The sequence below is a fragment of the Methanomethylovorans sp. PtaU1.Bin093 genome (genome assembly GCF_002067275.1).
GTDB lineage: Archaea > Halobacteriota > Methanosarcinia > Methanosarcinales > Methanosarcinaceae > Methanomethylovorans.
The window spans coordinates 20,704-38,573 of record NZ_MVQX01000054.1; the positions used below are offsets into that span (position 1 = coordinate 20,704).

General features: G+C 42.6%; 21 protein-coding genes and 1 tRNA gene. 14 read left to right on the plus strand and 8 right to left on the minus strand.

The window, feature by feature from the left end:
- Positions 1-1,803, plus strand: a complete 1,803-nt coding sequence (locus A4E24_RS06030) for a hypothetical protein (protein WP_292352382.1) — start codon at positions 1-3, stop codon at positions 1,801-1,803.
- Positions 1,804-1,867: 64 nt separating this feature from the next.
- Positions 1,868-2,272 carry a hypothetical protein gene (locus A4E24_RS06035; RefSeq protein ID WP_292352383.1) on the plus strand — a complete coding sequence of 135 codons (405 nt, stop codon included), beginning with the start codon at positions 1,868-1,870 and terminating at the stop codon, positions 2,270-2,272.
- Positions 2,273-2,357: 85 nt separating this feature from the next.
- Here the strand turns inward: A4E24_RS06035 and hcp are convergent, their stop codons facing one another.
- The 6 genes from hcp to A4E24_RS06065 form a co-directional block, all read right to left on the minus strand.
- Entirely contained in the window at positions 2,358-3,977 is a 1,620-nt protein-coding gene (gene hcp / locus A4E24_RS06040; RefSeq protein WP_292352384.1) for a hydroxylamine reductase, read from the minus strand.
- Between the two features lie 50 nt (positions 3,978-4,027).
- Positions 4,028-5,056, minus strand: a complete 1,029-nt coding sequence (mtaA, locus tag A4E24_RS06045; RefSeq protein ID WP_292352499.1) for a methylcobamide:CoM methyltransferase MtaA — start codon at positions 5,054-5,056, stop codon at positions 4,028-4,030.
- A 261-nt stretch (positions 5,057-5,317) separates the two neighbouring features.
- Positions 5,318-5,392 (minus strand) — tRNA-Pro (locus A4E24_RS06050).
- Positions 5,393-5,410: 18 nt separating this feature from the next.
- Positions 5,411-6,181 (minus strand): 3,4-dihydroxy-2-butanone-4-phosphate synthase, encoded by a 771-nt coding sequence (gene ribB, locus A4E24_RS06055; protein WP_292352385.1) that lies wholly within the window; start codon positions 6,179-6,181, stop codon positions 5,411-5,413.
- A gap of 1 nt (position 6,182) precedes the next feature.
- Positions 6,183-6,857, minus strand: a complete 675-nt coding sequence (locus tag A4E24_RS06060) for a winged helix-turn-helix domain-containing protein/riboflavin kinase (RefSeq protein ID WP_292352386.1) — start codon at positions 6,855-6,857, stop codon at positions 6,183-6,185.
- A 186-nt stretch (positions 6,858-7,043) separates the two neighbouring features.
- Complete coding sequence (locus A4E24_RS06065) at positions 7,044-7,475, minus strand: peptidylprolyl isomerase (protein WP_292352387.1); 432 nt, start codon at positions 7,473-7,475, stop codon at positions 7,044-7,046.
- A 182-nt stretch (positions 7,476-7,657) separates the two neighbouring features.
- Between A4E24_RS06065 and A4E24_RS06070 the strand changes: the two genes are divergently transcribed.
- From A4E24_RS06070 to A4E24_RS06125, 12 genes are all read left to right on the plus strand, one after another.
- Positions 7,658-8,629, plus strand: coding sequence for a hypothetical protein (locus tag A4E24_RS06070; protein WP_292352388.1), 972 nt, complete (start codon positions 7,658-7,660; stop codon positions 8,627-8,629).
- Positions 8,629-9,141, plus strand: coding sequence for a hypothetical protein (locus A4E24_RS06075; RefSeq protein WP_292352389.1), 513 nt, complete (start codon positions 8,629-8,631; stop codon positions 9,139-9,141). Before A4E24_RS06070 ends, A4E24_RS06075 begins: the two co-directional genes overlap by 1 nt.
- Positions 9,129-9,593, plus strand: coding sequence for a hypothetical protein (locus tag A4E24_RS06080; RefSeq protein ID WP_292352390.1), 465 nt, complete (start codon positions 9,129-9,131; stop codon positions 9,591-9,593). Before A4E24_RS06075 ends, A4E24_RS06080 begins: the two co-directional genes overlap by 13 nt.
- Entirely contained in the window at positions 9,590-10,030 is a 441-nt protein-coding gene (locus A4E24_RS06085) for a hypothetical protein (RefSeq protein WP_292352391.1), read from the plus strand. The genes A4E24_RS06080 and A4E24_RS06085 overlap by 4 nt, the downstream gene beginning before the upstream one ends.
- A 166-nt stretch (positions 10,031-10,196) precedes the next feature.
- Complete coding sequence (locus A4E24_RS06090; RefSeq protein WP_292352392.1) at positions 10,197-10,754, plus strand: hypothetical protein; 558 nt, start codon at positions 10,197-10,199, stop codon at positions 10,752-10,754.
- Positions 10,755-10,917: 163 nt separating this feature from the next.
- Positions 10,918-11,094: a 4Fe-4S binding protein gene (locus A4E24_RS06095; RefSeq protein ID WP_292352393.1), complete on the plus strand. Its 177-nt coding sequence runs from the start codon at positions 10,918-10,920 to the stop codon at positions 11,092-11,094.
- A 57-nt stretch (positions 11,095-11,151) separates the two neighbouring features.
- Positions 11,152-12,183 carry an aspartate-semialdehyde dehydrogenase gene (gene asd, locus A4E24_RS06100; RefSeq protein WP_292352394.1) on the plus strand — a complete coding sequence of 344 codons (1,032 nt, stop codon included), beginning with the start codon at positions 11,152-11,154 and terminating at the stop codon, positions 12,181-12,183.
- Positions 12,149-12,943, plus strand: a complete 795-nt coding sequence (locus A4E24_RS06105) for a hypothetical protein (protein ID WP_292352395.1) — start codon at positions 12,149-12,151, stop codon at positions 12,941-12,943. Before asd ends, A4E24_RS06105 begins: the two co-directional genes overlap by 35 nt.
- A 20-nt stretch (positions 12,944-12,963) precedes the next feature.
- Entirely contained in the window at positions 12,964-13,668 is a 705-nt protein-coding gene (gene pyrH / locus A4E24_RS06110; protein ID WP_292352396.1) for a UMP kinase, read from the plus strand.
- A gap of 15 nt (positions 13,669-13,683) precedes the next feature.
- Complete coding sequence (locus A4E24_RS06115) at positions 13,684-14,742, plus strand: hypothetical protein (protein WP_292352397.1); 1,059 nt, start codon at positions 13,684-13,686, stop codon at positions 14,740-14,742.
- Position 14,743: 1 nt separating this feature from the next.
- Positions 14,744-15,859, plus strand: a complete 1,116-nt coding sequence (locus tag A4E24_RS06120; protein WP_292352398.1) for an ABC transporter permease — start codon at positions 14,744-14,746, stop codon at positions 15,857-15,859.
- Positions 15,852-16,562, plus strand: a complete 711-nt coding sequence (locus A4E24_RS06125; RefSeq protein WP_292352399.1) for an ABC transporter ATP-binding protein — start codon at positions 15,852-15,854, stop codon at positions 16,560-16,562. The genes A4E24_RS06120 and A4E24_RS06125 overlap by 8 nt, the downstream gene beginning before the upstream one ends.
- On the opposite strand, the gene A4E24_RS06130 is transcribed toward A4E24_RS06125, so the two are convergent.
- The gene (locus A4E24_RS06130; RefSeq protein ID WP_292352400.1) at positions 16,541-16,852 is read right to left on the minus strand and encodes a hypothetical protein; all 312 of its coding nucleotides are present in this window, start codon (positions 16,850-16,852) and stop codon (positions 16,541-16,543) included. The genes A4E24_RS06125 and A4E24_RS06130 overlap by 22 nt on opposite strands.
- 241 nt (positions 16,853-17,093) lie before the next feature.
- Positions 17,094-17,648, minus strand: coding sequence for a B12-binding domain-containing protein (locus A4E24_RS06135; RefSeq protein WP_292352401.1), 555 nt, complete (start codon positions 17,646-17,648; stop codon positions 17,094-17,096).
- Positions 17,649-17,870 lie beyond the last annotated feature (222 nt).

Here is a 17,870-nt window from a genome sequence, read left to right on the forward strand (position 1 = left end):
ATGAAAAGAAAGTCACATGTTTTTTTTACTTTGATTATACTGCTTTTTTCCATCTTTCCCAGCAGTGCATATGATTTTCAGCATGAGGATATCTGGGTCTATAAAGGAAGTTTTGAGCTTGGTCCTGGGGAGAAGGCCACAGTTGAAAGATATACCCTGAAGGTCTATGAACTTGATCAGGAAGCTGCAGAGCCATCGGCTGTGATCCTCGTATACAAGAACGATGACTTCAAAAAAGCCTATTATGTGGATGCTGGCCCAAACGATCAAAGAGTATATGACAATGACCTTAAGATTAAAGTAGATGAAATCTCTTCAGGTAAGATCTCTATTGTTCTGTATGGGCACGAATTTGAAAAAGTGTGGGTGCTGTCGACACCTAAGATCTCTCTATCGAAGGGGGTTGTGATACAGGATGGAGCATATTCTATATCTCTGACAAACCTTTCCAGCAAAGAAGTAAATATTTCAGTTACCTCTCCATCAGGGAAATATGAGAATGTTTTTGCTTTGAGTGATTACAAAAAATATGACAATGAACTCATGGTCAGGCTGGTCTACATAGATAAAGACCGATCAAAAGCGTTCATTGAAACATACAGGCCAGGAAAACCAGATGTTGAGGTCGCTTTATCGCCTTCTAGTGATACCTTTGAGGCTGATGACCCTATTTCGTGTATACTCAGGGTAACCAACAATGGTACTTTATCCCTTAGGGGGATCAAAATAGATAATAAGGCCAGTGAAGGTGTATTTACCGAACAGGCACTGTCATTGGAAACTCTTGCACCATTACAAACAGTGGCATTAACTCTGGGTCTTGAAATTCCTGCGGCAGCAACAGGCAGATCCATATCCGTCACAACAGAAGTATCAGGTGGGGATTATTCAGGAGATGCATACTATGCAACCGATACACAAGATTTCTTTTTAGGGCCTTATATTTGCATGACCAAGGAGATCAGAGGGAATAACAGTCTCTATGGAAAAAATATTGCTTCAACTCACGAACAACTGGAGGTCATCCTTAACCTGAAGAACATGAACGATCTACCTGTAGTACTTACAGTAACAGACAGCGTGCCAGAATCTTTCGTGTTGCAGGATACAGAAAGGCTTGAATGGGAATTGCAAGTCGATCCTCATGCTACTAATGAGATCAGTTACATTGTTAGCCCGCACATTCCCGGTAATTTCACTTTAGGGAGTGCCGTTGCTAGCTGGAGAGAAAATGGAGATGTGTATGAGGTAGCATCTGCCTCTCCGCAGCTAATGGTGAACGGTTCCTATGTAGTGGCAGATAAGACCGTCAATACCGAATATGCAATGGAAGGGGAAAATGTTACTGTAACCTTGCAGGTTTCAAATTGGGGTGACCAGGAAGTAAAGGTCAGTATGCATGACGATATTCCTGAAGAGGCTGATCTTGTAAGCGGTAGCTTGGAGTGGTCTGCTAAACTTGCTCCGGGGGAAACATCCACAAAGAGCTACAATATAGTGTTTTCAGAAGCAGGAGAATATGCACTACCAGCATTACGGGTAGATTATACTGATGTGCAGATGAAAGGAGTGACTGTTTACTCGGAGCAGGTAGAAATGTACATTGACAGGGAAGTTATATCTGAAGCAGATGAGGAACCTGAAGCTTTCAGTATAGTATCTGTGGCAAATGAGCCACAGGAAAGTGAAATAACATATCTACAGGCTGCAAGTTTCCTTGTTTCTTCTTTTGTAGTGGTTTTTTGTATCGTGGCAGTGATACCTGTAGCGGTGTTTTTTTTAATAAGAAAAGTATATATCTAATACACTAATAATATATTAACATCTCAAGTTTGGCCAGTTTTACAAAATATGCTATGAGGATACTATGGATATTACATATTCCTTTATCTCACTGGTAATATTCGCGCTGCTATCATTGATGGCTATTTTGCTCATGGTGTATATATCTTCGGCAGTTGCTATACTTGCCCTTTTACTGGTGCCTCTTACATGTATTTTCATTATGTCTGATACGACATTGTCTTTCCTCGCTTTCAGGCATGTAGTGCTTGCCGAGGGAAATGTGCCTATAAACAACTACCATGTCTTGTTGTTCATCTGGTCAGCACTCGTTGGTATTATCGTTTATTCGGAGATCTTCACATGGTACCTGGGAAGAAAAGAAAATAAGAAATATCAGGTAAAAGCTGCAGAGACAAAGCCTCCAAAAAATATCACATCTTCTTCTATGAGCATTGTTTCAAAGGCCGTTTCTCTGCTTCATAGGTAAATACCGAAACATAGGATTCGTTCTGTTTTGTACGCTCTGCTCACAGCAGGATTAAGATCGAATGACATTTCGTTTCTGTATATATTTACTTTAAGAGTCTCTGCATGTCCTCTTCTATAGTGCTGTTCGATGTAATATTGAACTTCTCCACCAGGACCTTGAGAACATTCGGTGAGATAAAAGCCGGAAGCTTTGGACCAAGGGTAATGTTATGTATCTCAAGCCTCAGGAGGGTAAGTAACACTAGGACCGCTTTTTGTTCGTACCATGCGATGTTGTACGAGATCGGTGCTTCGTTAACATCGATAAATCCAAGTCTGGACATGAGTCCTTGTGCAATGACGATCAGTGAAAATGAATCATTGCACTGTCCTGCGTCCAGTATCCTTGGAATACCATCAATGTCCCCAAGATCTAGTTTATTGTAACGATATTTTGCGCATCCGGCTGTGAGTATGACAGTATCCTGTGGCAATGCTTCTGCGAAGTCCGTATAATATTGTCTCTCCTTGTGACGGCCGTCACATCCTGCCATGACAATGAACTTCTTTATCTTGCCTGCTTTGACGGCATTAACGATCTTGTCTGCGTTAGAGAGTACGTAATTGTAAGCAAAACCTGTCATGACGGTACCTTCTTCCAGTTGTACCGGAGGTTCACACTTCTTTGCCTGCTCGATAATGGCCGAGAAGTCTTTCTTACCGTCCTCAGCCACAATGTGTGTGGCGCCATCATAACCTACGGGGCCTGTAGTATATAACCTGTCAATGTAGGTCTTCTTTGGAGGAATAATGCAATTGGTCGTCAGCAATATCGGACCGTTGAAGCTCTCGAATTCCTGCTGCTGGCGCCACCACGATCCGCCGTAGTTGCCTACCAGGTGTTCGTACTTCTTAAATACAGGGTATGAATTTGCAGGCAGCATCTCCCCATGGGTATATACATCTACCCCTGTTCCTTCTGTCTGGTCCAATAGTTGTTTCAGGTCATGCAGGTCATGTCCGCTGATGAGGATACCAGGCTTGTTTCTTGTTCCAATATTGACCGAAGTAGGTTCCGGATTTCCGAATGTGGCGGTATTTGCCATGTCAAGTTCCGCCATCACATCAAAACCTTTCTCGCCACATTTTAGGACCAGTGAGATGAGCTTCTCATAAGTCAGGCTATCATCTGTGGTTGCCACAAGGGCTTCTTCGATAAATGAATTAACTTTTTTATTTGTATTCCTGAGCATCATAGCGTGGTATGCATATGCTGCGATCCCTTTGATGCCATAGGTCAACAGTTCTTTCAATGATCGGATATCTTCGTCCTCTGTTGCAAGTATGCTTGTGTTCCTGTCCTTGAGGTTTTCCGGGTTCAAAGTTGCGATCTCGGGCAGATCTTTCTCATCAAGCAGATCGTTATCCAGAAGTTTTTGTCTGATCTCACTCTGGAGCCTGAGCCCTCTGTCGATGCGGTCTTGAATTCCGCTCGCTCTGAAATCTGTATTAGTTATTGTTGAGAAAAGCGCATCGAGCATGAACTCATCAGTGCTCTTTTCAGAAATACCAGCCTTTCTTGCTTTCTGGTTGTAGAATGCAATGCTCTTAAGCACATAGATGAGGTCATCCTGAAGTTCTGCGACTTCCCCTTTCTTACCGCACGCCCCGTTCTTTGTGCAGCCTTCCACGTTCATTGTCTCTTCACACTGGTAGCAGAACATTTTGTCACCTTCGTTTTTATATATGATATACAGGTAGTCTATTTACGTTTCTATCCCAAACCATAATATTCGTCCCTGGCAGCCACAAATGCCCTGATCTTCTCAACAGGGGTCTGCGGGGCGATCCCACAACCCGGGGCAAGTATACCAACTCCGTTCTCGATGCATTGTTTTGCTTCTTTTTTGATCTGTTCCGGGGACCTTTCCAGCAATGTAAAAACAGGAGATATATTGCCTATAAGGCATGCTCTGCCTGCAACTATCTGGCTTGCATAGGCAAGGTTCACTTTCTCCTCTATGCTCAGTCCTTCAAAACCGGAATCTGCCATCTTGTCCAGGATCTCTGTGGCATCCCCACAAATATGAAGGATCGAATGACCTCTTAGGTTCTCTGTGATCGACCTGTAATGAGGCAATATCATGGATTCGAACAGAGGAGGAGGAAAAAGGTCAGGGCCTGACTCTGAATCTATTATCACCACAGCATCTACGCCTCTGTCATATAGGGCATTTGCATATTCCGTACAAGCACTGGTGCCCAGGACCAGCAGTTCTTCAAGAACTTCAGGTTCAGTGATACACCACATCAGATAATTGTTCACGCCACACAGGCAACAGGCGATAGCAGCAGGACCCAGTATACCAGCAATTACCGGAACGTCATCTGAGAGCCTGCTTTTTACAATATCAGTGGCCTGGAGAATTGTTCTTATTCTTCTGTTTTCAAGCAGTTTATCGGGTACTGTCATACCGGCAACATCTTTCTTTTCCTTGCATGGGAAATCGATTATCTGTGGCTGGGTATCCAGAGTTCCTTCTTTAATGGTACAACCAAGGGTCTCAGGCATCACCGTATTGCAAAAAGGGTATCTCACCGCCTCAAGTCCTGTTATCTCGTGTGCTGCAATAGCCAGAGTTGCCATCTTCTCAGGGTCATAATGCGCATCAGGCCACTTTGCGCCTGTGATTTCCATAATTTCCACTATTCCTGTCTGTGTTACCGAACAGACAGGCACCTTATCAACATCTTTCCTTTCAAGAGAAGCGATGAAACGTTGTTTTAATGTCAGTTCCGACAGAACAGATCCCCCATAATAATCTCATTTCTATTTTGCATCATTATTCTCTTATAAGATAAATAAATCAATTGTATCAGCACAGTATGAGCAGCCTTATTCTGCTGATCTTGGGGGTGACCCTCGTTATGCAAGATAAGTTTTTCAAGCATATACTTTTGTGTACGAGCATTCTCACTAAATGTCCGGAAGAGTATGATCCCATCAAGATTGAAACAAAATGAGTGAATTGTGAATAAACCCTAAACTATGAAACATGATCAATGGGGCCGTGGAGATTTGAACTCCAGTCACTAGACCCCCAGTCTAGTAGGATGGTCCAGGCTACCCTACGGCCCCTTAGGGGATAGGCATACCCTAATGTACATTGTAGTATATCTCTTTTTCCGATGGGATGGATGTGGCTGTGGTCCAGATATTGTATGCTTCTATGACCTCTGAGCCTTCAATGAATATCATTCCATGTTTTTCAGCATAGGCTTTTGCATCTTCTTTGGACAGAGCCCTGCCCGTGTTGTCATCCAGCATCTCACATACCACCATAGCTGGCGTGACATCAGCTATCTTGGCAAGAGCAATTGATAGTTCGGTCTGGCCAAGCCTTTCATTTATCAATCCTTTTGCTGCCCTTAGGGTTGCTACATGTCCAGGGGTACGGAACTCGGAACCAAAGTTCACTTTCTTTCCAGCAAGAACCTTTTCTACAATATCTCCTAGTTTTTTTATTGTAATGGCTCTGTCATTGTCTGGAATGCCTGTGCGAGTATCTCTGTGGTTCACCCAGATAGAAAAAGAAGAACGGGAGTCGTATCGGAGGTCTCCTCCCTTTTCTACAGTACCTCCAAGGGTACTGCTGCACTCATGTGCAGCACGCATCACTTCAGCTATGAAAGGCAGGTCCAGCTCTTCACATGCCACCGGATCCAAGGCCACACATATCAGGCCCCCTCCGTCCTTACGCATGCGTTTCACGTCCTCAGGCCTCACTGCCTGAGCAAGGATCGTAAGGTCGGTTTCAGCTTCCCTGCCCTCAGCATCAAAAAGCAGGAACATCTTACCCTGCCTTATGGCATCTATTGCCTTCAATATGTTATTGCTGTATCCTTGCCTGCCTGTCGTACCTGTCATTTTATCCCTCACATTTGTTTTTTTTCTCTACTACAATTTTCACTTCTTCCCCATCTATTAAATGAAGTTTTTCCCGGAGGTTTACGGGAGCTATTATCTCCAGCAGATTGGCCGGATAATGTGTTCTTTCCGGGATAATGACTGCGCTCTTCATTCCATTTATTCTTATTGGATAGCACTTCCCCGCACCAAAGGTTCGCTCTTTGTCATTGAAACCCTCTATTAAGACCGGTTCTGTGCACTCCATTAACTGTCGCGTTGCAACACTAGCCTCATTCAGTTTTATATTCAGAGTTCCCGGAAAAGGATGAAAACCCAGTTTTTCAGAGAACTGTGACATATATCCATGTTGTGCGATGTAGTACTGTCCTTCTCCCAAACCCGCTATGACCTTGCCATGTAGCTCGATATTCGCATCATCCCGACAGAAAATACGCTGATATTCAGCGTATTCCTTGCGCAGTAGGTCTATACCATTACACGTGAGTATGATCTTTTGTCCGCCCGGAACAAGTTGGCGTTCTATGTATTTGTCATCTTCAAGCTGTTTTAGCAACCTCGCTGTGGTTTTGGAACTGGTGGTTGTATACTGCGCAAACTCAGCAGAAGATATTTTAATATGTTTATCGGTAGCACCAAGAAGTGCCAATTTCTTTAAAGGCTCTGCAGCATACATAATAAAAGTCCCATCTCATATTAGAGATGAAACTCATATTTGAGGTGATACGTAGATAAATGTTTTGATAGAAAATCTCATCACTCACATTTTCAATGCCAACATCTATGAAAATAAATACTGTCCTGCAGGATCACTATTTGTAGATACGAATAGAACAGAAAAGAACAGGAATGAGATCGTATCTCATTCTTCGGAGATCGTGACCTTTTTCATCACATCTTTTGGTTTTATTTTGTTGACAACATCCATGCCCTCGATTACCTGACCAAACACTGTATGAACTCCATCAAGATGAGGCTGGGGCGAGTGAGTGATAAAGAACTGGCTGCCACCTGTGTCCTTACCTGCATGTGCCATGGAAAGAGCCCCTTTGCCATGTTTGCGGGGATTGCCTTTTGTCTCGCATTTGATGGTGTAACCGGGACCACCTGTGCCATTTCCTTTTGGACATCCACCCTGGATGACGAAGTTAGGGATAACCCTGTGGAATGTCAATCCGTCATAGAACCCCTGTTTTATGAGCTTTTCAAAGTTTGCCACTGTTTTAGGTGCATCCTTTTCGAAGAGTTCCAGAACGATATTGCCTTTCTCGGTCTCAATGATAGCTTTCTTCATTATTCCCACCTTATTTCATCTGGTTTAAGGATGGGATAGATTTAAGGGTTTCTATACACTATCTTTTTTGAAATATTAGAATATGGTTTTTATGTTGGAAATAAATTGTGAGAAGCTTAAAGAAAAATTTGTCCTTATTTAAGTCATAATATTTTTATAAAATGAATTGCATAATAAATCTGATGGATGATAAAGGTCAGATTGCCATGGACTTCCTGCTGGGAGTTTCATTGGTGCTCATTGCTATAGGTTTTACAGTACAGTTTGTTCCTGGTATTTTTATCTCCGGCTCAACTGGAGAGGATAGACTTGGTTATGCTGCATACCGCACTTCCTGTATTCTCACAGAAGACCCTGGCTGGTGGTCTAACAGTACATCCAGTGGAACTGATTGGGAAGCACATCCTTCAAATGTGCAACGTATAGGTCTTGCTGTGGATGATGATGTTCATTCCAGGCTAACTGAAACCCCAAATATGCTTTCAAAAGAGAAACTTATCCAGTTCAAACTTTTAAGTGAATCCAGTGAAACGGAGTTCATACGTAAACTCGGACTTTTTGACAGTGTAAAAGGTACGCAGATGAACTATGGATATAATATCTCTTTTTTGATAGATGGCCAGCCATTGGTAATGGGCAACTATACTATGGTGACAGGCAGTTCATTGCTTCCTGGCCAGAACATGGTAAAGATGACAAGAATAGTGTTGATCGGAACAGGAAATATTTCTGTTTTTGATGGCCGATATCTTAGTAGATATGTCGGGAATGAAAATATAGCAAGCATTAGTATTATGGGCCCTGTAACAGAGAATGTTACAATACAGATCACCAATTTCAATGTCTCAGGTTCGAATGCTGCATTTATAAATGCCAGTCTGAATGGTTCAACATTAATTCAATCTTCAAATTATACTGTACAAAAGAGGTCACCTTCCGAGAACTTCGGTTCATATGCACTTTCTAGCCCGCTAATGAAAAACGATAGCTTGCGAATAGATCTTAATAGAAGCCTATTTTCATCAAATGCATCTTATCAGTTGAGGCTTAATTTCAATGATGTGGTTTTCCCTCAAGGTTCTATCTCTTCAAATTATAACGATAATGTCGAGAAGAGATATGAACCTGCTTTGCTCGTAGTGGAGGTATGGTGATGGACAATAAAGCTCAACTCCAGACTCTGGAGGGACTTGGAGCAGCCTTACTGATAACAATGACAGTTGTGATCATTACCCAAAGTGCCACTGTGATGACCCCGCAGCATGAGATGATGCTTGATGTCCAGTTTGAGCAAATGGCATATGATGCTCTTACTTTGCTGGATGTTGCTCCATCTTACGCAATAGGTCCAAATCTGACAGAATGTGTATCTGCCTGGGATATGAAAGGTGCTACTATGGATAATAGCACTTTGCCTCTTCTGGACAATGCCCTCTCCTTATTATTGCCGGGGTTTTTATATAATGTAGATGTGTCCTATGTTCAAAACGGTACCCTGATCACCAAGAATACTATTCTGCAAGGTTATCCTACAGAAGATGCAGCAGTTGCACGCAGGACTGTCATGCTTACCAATTCTACCGTCACTGCGGCCAAAGGGAAGTGGTCACTTGCATCAGATGAACTCCAAATGGTGGAGGTGAAACTTACAGTATGGCAGGTTTAAAAGATAACAATTCAGGACAATTGATCATCCTTTCCGGGTTTGTGCTCTGCTTTTCACTAGTAGCTCTCATTCTTCTGGTGAATCAGACAATGATTACGGGTTATCATTCATCGAATGCTGTGTTGGAGTTTCCAAAACATCAGATAAGGGATATTACCTCACAGACAAGGGAAAGTTGTGTATATATGACAGAGCTAGCTCTCGATCTTAATCAAAGCAGTAATCTAAGTATCGACCATAATTATCGCTTACTTTTCGACCAGTATGAGCAACAGATGGCGATGCTGTATGCGGGTCATGGTGAACAGGTCACACTTGATCTGAGTGCGATGAACCTGACATCTATGGCGACGAATACCCCAAATATCAATACCATATGGGTCAATATAACATATAGCAACGGTATGACGTATTATTCTTCTGAACCAGAGATCATTGAGGTGAGGCCATGAGGAATCTGTTCAGGGATGATGCTGCCGTTTCTGTAACTATGGAATATATCATATTTTCAATGCTGTTCATCAGTCTTTTTGCTTTGTTGTATGTGAGTTTTGGTGATATGATGGTGAATGGACCAAAAGAAACTGTGATCCAGAACAAATTCAGTGATATTGGGAATATGATGACATCTCTGGTTACGGATATGTATCTAATACTTCCGGAAAATGGTGTGATAGAATCTGATTACATGATACCGGCTAAAGTTGGCGGTGAATCCTATACTATAAATGCCAACCTTGCCATGACGGACCAGATATTTGAATTGGTATCTTCCTCTGGTGAGGAAACAAGTGTTACAATAAGTGGAATTGCTATTACGATCCCCATCAATGGTACAGTTTCAAGCAGTGACATAAATCACAGGATCAGTTATGACTCAAGAAAATAGGAATGATGCTGCTGTTTCCGAAACAGTAGGATTTATTTTGATGTTCTCCATCGTGATATTGTCTATGAGTACGATTTACATATTAGGGTACCCTATATTACAGGAGCATATTGAATCCAGCGTGTTTGAAAATGCTCAGCAGAGTTTTATTGTTTTGCAAAGTGATATGAAACGGGTCGCTTTCGAACAATTGCCCATGAAAACAATGAAGATCAAATTGCATTCTTCTACTCTATCCATCGATGATCGTTCTTCGATATTGATCAGTTATAATGATGGTAATAGTCATTCTTATAATTATTCAACAGGAGAGATCGAATTCGCTAAGAATGGAAATATATTGACTTATGAAAATGGAGGCTTATGGATGAAACAACATCCATCCGGAACAATAATGTTATCTAAGCCTCCAATATATACCGGCGTGGTCAACAATGACAACATGACCACTATAGGTGTGATAAATATAAATGGCCGACAATCCACTGGTGGGAATGGGGTAGTAAGCATAAGCATGGAACACAATTCAAGTGATCTGATCAAGCCATTAGATAAAGTTGATGTTTCTGTTACAATTAATAGTGTATATGCCAGAGAATGGGGAAGATATCTCAAAGAAAATGGTTTTGATGTGATCAGTTCCAACCCATCAAGTGTATCTGCCCGCAGACTCAATACTTGGCTTATTTTAGGCAGCCATGATGTAGATGTTTCTATCAGATGAAATCGAGAATATTATTTAGAAGGCATTTCACAGTTCTATTTATGAGCACCCAGCGAATCGCATCCGAATATCGATAGGTTTTTATCTGAGTTGGCTTATCGTATATTCGATAATTGCTATATAAATAGTAACGATTGTCATACAAGCACGGAGAGTAAAAAATATGGTAGCAGTAATCAATGTAAGCGAATGCGTAGGCTGTGGAACATGTGTTGATGAGTGCCCTGCAGAGGCCATCTCACTGAATGGCGACAACATTGCAGTAGTCGATGCTAATGAGTGTCTGGACTGCGGTGCATGTGTTGATGTGTGCCCAACCAGCGCTATATCAATGGAATAAAGTATTGACCAATCTTTTCCTATTTTCTGATCGTTTTCTTTTCTTCGAGGTTACAATATGGCAGAGCCAATCAGAGCCGGAATATTGGGTGCTACAGGAGCTGTCGGACAGAGATTCATTCAAGCACTTGCCGATCATCCATGGTTTGAGATCACTTCCCTTGCCGCTTCAGAAAAGAGTGCAGGGAAGAAATACAAGAATGCAGCTAACTGGAGGCTGGATGTAAAACTTCCGGATGAAGTTTCAGATATGGAAATTGTGCCTGTGGATCCCACCAAGGTTGATGCAGATGTTGTTTTCTCTGCATTGCCTGCAAGCCTTGCAAAAAGCGTGGAAGCAGATTTTGCAAAAGAGGGTTTTGTGGTGGCAAGTAATGCCTCTGCCCATCGTATGGATAAAGATGTCCCTCTTGTGATCCCGGAAGTCAATGCAGATCACCTTGGACTTATAGATGTTCAGCAGGATAAGAGAGGATGGGACGGATATATAATTACGAATCCTAACTGTTCTACGATCATGCTGGTAGCTACACTGAAACCACTCATGAAATTCGGCATCCAGAATGTAAATGTAGCCACAATGCAGGCCATATCCGGTGCCGGGTATGAAGGTGTGCCATCAATGGCCATCCTTGATAACGTAATACCCTATATAGGAAGTGAAGAGGAGAAAATGGAAACCGAACCTCTCAAACTTCTGGGTGAGTTTAACGGTTCAGAGATAGTAAATGCCGATTTCAAATTGAGTGCTGCTTGTAACAGAGTGCCTGTTATGGACGGTCACACTGAAACAGTATGGGTTACCATGAGGGATCATCCAACTCCTGCGCAGGTTAGGCAGGAATTCCTCAATTTCAATCCCAATTTGGGGGACTTACCCACGGAACCTGAAAAGGTGCTCATAGTAAGGGATGAGGCCGACAGGCCACAACCTCGCCTCGACCGCAATATGGGCAACGGAATGAGTATCAGTGTAGGGCGTATAAGAGAAGGCATACGTTACGTTCTGATGGGCCACAATACTATTCGTGGAGCAGCAGGTGCCAGTGTGCTCAATGCTGAACTCCTGCACAAGCAGGGCAAACTCTGATGACATAAAAAGGTATCGAGAGAACATGATGCACCGCCTGATCACATTCCTATTTGTCTTTTTGCTGTCGATAGGAGTAATATCAGGCGCTGTGGCATCAGACGTAAATACTATTTTTGAACTTGAGTTAGTGCCTCTATCGGAGATCGTTAAAAATCCAACGGTCTACGATAGTACGATGGCTTATCGCAAGATAAGCGTTGTCGGAAATATTTCTGAAATAGGTAAGCATCTGATCACCATTGATCAGGATAGCTATGAAATAAAAGTAGACCATACCAATCAGCACCTGTTCGCTGGTTTTAATGTAGGGGACGGTATCAAGCTCACAGGACAGTTTCTCTATGATCCGATGGGAACTAGTATCTTTTACCCCAACTATGTTATGCATTATCCCACCGTACAGATGGGTGAGGTAAACATAAGTGCCATTATTTCCAATGCATCAAAGTTTAACGGAAAATATGTTACTGTGACAGGCAATCTCACCGGGATTAGGTCGACAATGGGAGCATATGTTGTTGATATTTCAAGTCTGGACACTGGCGAAAGCCTTCGCGTATCTTACTATGGGTCTACTGATCTTCAAGCCGGGGACATGGTAAGCGTTAGCGGTCTTTTTAATGGTGATGTCCTTTATAGTGGACAGATGGGTAAAAAGCGTCCTCCATTATCTATCAGCACATTAATACCCGGTTTTACGGGCCTTTGGACCATGTTTATCATTGGATTACTAGTTATATATATGAAGCATGAATGACTTAAAACCTCTGGATCATCATGTTAATTGCATTATCAGTTGGAGGGTCCATTCTTGCAAAGGACCTTAGTGCTGAAGGTTTTCGCGCCTATGCCGATATGCTCAAGGAGCTGGCGAAAGAACACAAACTAATAGTTGTTGTCGGGGGAGGTGTTGCTGCCAGAGATTACATCAGGACGGCACGGAGCCTGGGAGCGAATGAAGCTGAATCCGATTATATAGGCATCTCTATAACCCGCTTGAATGCACAGCTGCTTATTACTGCGCTTGGAGAGGGTGCATATCCGGAACCTCCCTTCGATTACAAGGAAGCCTGGAAAGCGCTTTCTTCAGGCAGGATCGTTGTTATGGGGGGGGTGATCCCGGGGCAGACGACGGATGCTGTAACTGCCATAGTTGCTGAATATCTTAAAGCTGATCTTATTGTTATTGCGACATCTGTTGACGGAGTATATTCAGCTGATCCAAAGAAGGACCCTAATGCAGTCAAGTACGAGACTATGACCGCCAAGGAACTTGTAAAAATAGTGATCTCTACAGAGATGAAGGCTGGCTCCCAATCGCCTGTAGATCCCCTGGCAGCCAAGATCATAGAGCGTTGTAATATTAATACCATTGTTATGCATGGAGCAGATCCTAAGAAGGTGGCAGATGTCATTATGCAGGAAAGTATAGATTCTATGCCTTCTAAAAAAGTTCATCTTGGCACACGGATCGTAGGATAAGTTTCTGTGGTCAGCATGAAACTTAGAACATTTCTTACTGTTTTTCTCTTTTTTATCGTACTGGCCTTTCCGGCTGCAGCTACTGGACAGGCAAGCATCACTGATATGTATGCAAATGGTGATCTATATGAGGTCACGATCGGGTTTTCGGAGTATATGCGTAATGTGACACTGAGCTATGATCTGATGTTAAGCGATCGATCCATAGATTCCAAAGTGGTCAGGCTGGGTGATGTATCCGCAGGAAATGTTACTCTTATTACTTTATGGGAGAGTGGATTGAAAAAGAACACCTATTCTTTTTCGGTAAGTGTATTTGTAGATGGAGAGCTTGCTGACAGCAGGCAGACAGCATTCGTTCATGGTAATCAGGCATTGCTGGAATTCAAAGTTGCAGGTTTCAATTCTGATTATAAGGGAGCGGCTGTCGTTATCAGCCCTGCTAACATTTATCGTCCTTCTATTGTAGATATGACTTTTGAGATCTTCCGGCAGGATGAGTTGATATATTCTGAAACTCTAGAGGACATTTCAGTAATCCAGTCCATGGAAAAGAGCATCATATGGCCCATTTTGCTTGACAATGGGCAACAGTATGTCACAGTGCTGAAGGTACATTCCCATGGATCCGATCTTACATCAGCCTATATTTCCATCTTCATGGCAGAGCAGGATGTGGAAATAATGGCCGATGATGTAGAAATCGATGAATATGGTGCAAGTGTAACACTCCGGGGTATGTCACAGGTGCCTTTCTATGGCAAGGTAGGGATTACTCTTAGCAACGATCAAAACAATATCTACTTTGAAGAAGAAAGCGATGTTCTCACGTTCAACAAAGAGGATACAGTTGGTTTTCTATGGGAGAATATTACAGGAGGAAACTATGCTGTGGTAATAAGTGCGATCAGCAACGATGGTAAGATCCTCGATAGTTACGAGACTGCTGTGAGGATCACAGAATTGCCCCCGTCACAGCCGGAACGAACGAATGATCTATCTGGTCTGAACATCGTTAACATCATTACAGTTTTTTTGGCTGCTGTTCTCCTATTCGGTATTAAAAGGGGATAAGATGCTTGATCTCATCATCAAGAATGCTGTCCAACGCAAGGTAAGAACCATGCTGACCATCTGTGGCATAGCTTTGGGCATATTTGCCCTGGTGGTGATGGGAGCTATGTCTGAGAATTTCGGACAGACCTTTGAAAAATCCATGAGCCTGACAAGTGATAAGATCAGGGTCTTTGCAGAGAGCGGTATTTTTGGCGGTGGCCTGAGCGAACATAAAGTTTCCGATGTAAGGCGTGTGGCCGGGGTCGAGGATGCTTATGGAGTGTTGGTCACTTTGTTCGATGAAGACCAATTCGGTATGAGCGGAAAGCAGGTTTTGGGCGTACCACCACGGAAATCGAGAAATGTATTAGAACCTGTGGAACTCAAAGCAGGGAGATTTCTTACAGCCGGAGATACATACCATACAGTGGTAGGAAAGAACATTGCCGGAGAGTACGGTCTGGATATAGGTAGCACTCTGGAACTGAACGAGAAAAGGTTCACAGTTGTTGGCATTATGGAATACACGGGTTCTATTTTTGACAGTTACGCTACTATACCTCTTGATACAGCTCAGGATATATATAATGCCGAGACCTCCATTACATACATCTTCGTCGAACCGGCACCAGGTGTAGATGCTGAGCTCCTGTCCAAAAGAATAGAACTGAGCGTAAAAGGAGTAAACACAATTTCTCCCAATGAACTAAAGGAACAGGCAGGTCAATCATTGCTGATATTTAGTGTGGTGACCATCAGTTCTGCCATTCTTGCAGCTATCATAGGAGGTTTGAGTGTGATGAACACTATGCTCATGTCAGTTGCTGAAAGGACACGGGAGTTCGGCATTCTGAAGGCAATGGGAGCAGAAACAAAGGACATAATATTTCTCACTTTGGGAGAAGCTGCCCTGCTGGGCGTAATAGGGGGTGTCCTTGGCATCGTTACCGGAGGTGCAGCAGCATATGCCCTGAATTCATGGCTTGCCTCTAAGGGCATAATATTATTCACAATAACTTACAGGCTGCTTATAGTTGCTATGCTGTTCGCAACACTCATAGGAATGGCATCCGGAGCGTACCCGGCTTACCGGGCAGCCAGCATGAGCCCCATGGAGGCTCTGAGGCATGGCTGAACGAATATTGCAGGTAGAAGACCTTTGCAAGACCTACATGCAGGGGAAGATCCCGGTAACTGCGGTCCATGATGTCACGTTCACCATCAGGCAGGGAGAACTTGTTGCCATAATGGGGCCAAGTGGCTCTGGGAAGTCTACTTTGATGGCTCTTGTCGGCTGTCTTGAAAAACCCACGAGTGGCAAAGTCGTGATAAGAGGTATTGATATCACTGCTATTCCTGATAGAGAACTCCCAGGGATCAGGCGGAGGATGATAGGTTTTGTATTCCAGCACTATAATCTGTTACCAGCATTATCGGCTCTCGGGAATGTCGAGCTTGCCATGAGGTTTTCAGGGGTGACTAAAAAAGAGAGGCTGAAACGGGCGGAAGATCTGCTTCAGAAACTAGGACTTGAAAAACGGCTGCATCACAGGCCAAATGAACTTTCAGGAGGGGAACAGCAGAGGGTAGCTATCGCAAGGGCTATTGCAAATGGTCCTTCCATAATTCTCGCTGACGAACCTACCGGGGAGGTAGATAGCAGTACACGAGATAAAATTATCAAGATCTTCGAGGAATTAAGGCTTCAGGGGCAGACTATCATTATAGTTACCCATGACCCCGAAGTTGCAAAGCACTGTGACAGAGTGATCCGCATAATGGATGGAACCCTGTCACAGGAGGAGAGAAAAGATTATCAGCAATATGCTACAAGGTAAGCTGTGTCTTCTGCCTTCTTCTCAGTTTCCGCAGTGGTAGAAGGGTTTGTTTTAGCCCTTGATCCCTTCAATGCTTCCAGATTCATTTCCAGTTGTTGGATCTGCAACTTTGCCCTTTGTACCTTCTCATTTTCAGCTTTCAGCTTTTCCAGCAGTTCTGCCTTCCTTTCTTCACTAATGTTCGAATCTGATATTTGCTTCTGGTACTGCTGGGATACTTGAGCATATTTCTTGAACATTTCGTGGAGAGTATCAAGGTTCTTTTCCAGATCCATTATAGTCTTGTCCATGCCGGTCGCTTCCTTCGTTTTTTGAACTTATCTTGGTTATCTGCGGCTTATATTTGGTTCTAAGCTCTAATTTAAAAAAAGAATAATTATCTATATATAGATTTCTATACAATAGTATATACTCATTGTCATAATGATGAGTGAACTTTTCTTATCATTTCTAATAGACAGTGAATATGGGAAATGAAAATAAACAATAAGTAAAAAATAAAAACATTGAAAAAACTATATGATTAAAATCTTAACAAATTCCTTCCGAACCCTCGCATAGCTGCAGTATTGTAGCTTCCGGGTGTGAATGTATCACTTCATTGAGCTGCTTTTTGCAATCAGTGGGAATGTTCGACAATGTACTATCCTTTTCGACGAAATCTATTATGGATTCATTCTCTGTTAGCTCTATAACATCAAAATCGTTTACCATTAACATTACTTCCAGGATAGCCCTCTTTATTGAATTTTCATCTTCATTTTGTGCACTGATGATAGCTTTATCATGGTGTTTGAGTTCAGCATGCATCTTTTCGATTTCCGGAGCAAGGATCCCCATGCCTGTTTTCATGGCTGCTGCTGCAGCAAGTACCTGCACAAGTACCACTTCATCAGACTCGAACATGTCTCCTATCTCCTTCATAGCTGCTATGCATCCTTCATTGGCAAGTACCACAGGATCTATTCCTTTCTGTATGCCTTCTGTTACAGCTGACTTTACTGCCTTTTCATCAAATTCTTGGATCGATCTTTTTATCCTGAAAAGGATATTATCTTTTGTTTTTTCCAGATCAGTTTGTAGCACACTAATACCTCCCGCATTCCCCTCAATGGTAAGGCAGGAACATTGTAACATATTGCACAAAAACCAATCTATATTTAAATCTTGCGGGTCTTGAATGACAAGCCATTATTAATTCAAGAATTATAATATAAAAAGAAAAATTATATTGGTATATGCATCTCAATCGAACAAAATCATAAAAAAAGTAGAATACTGATCTTTTTTGTTGGTATTAGTGAACAG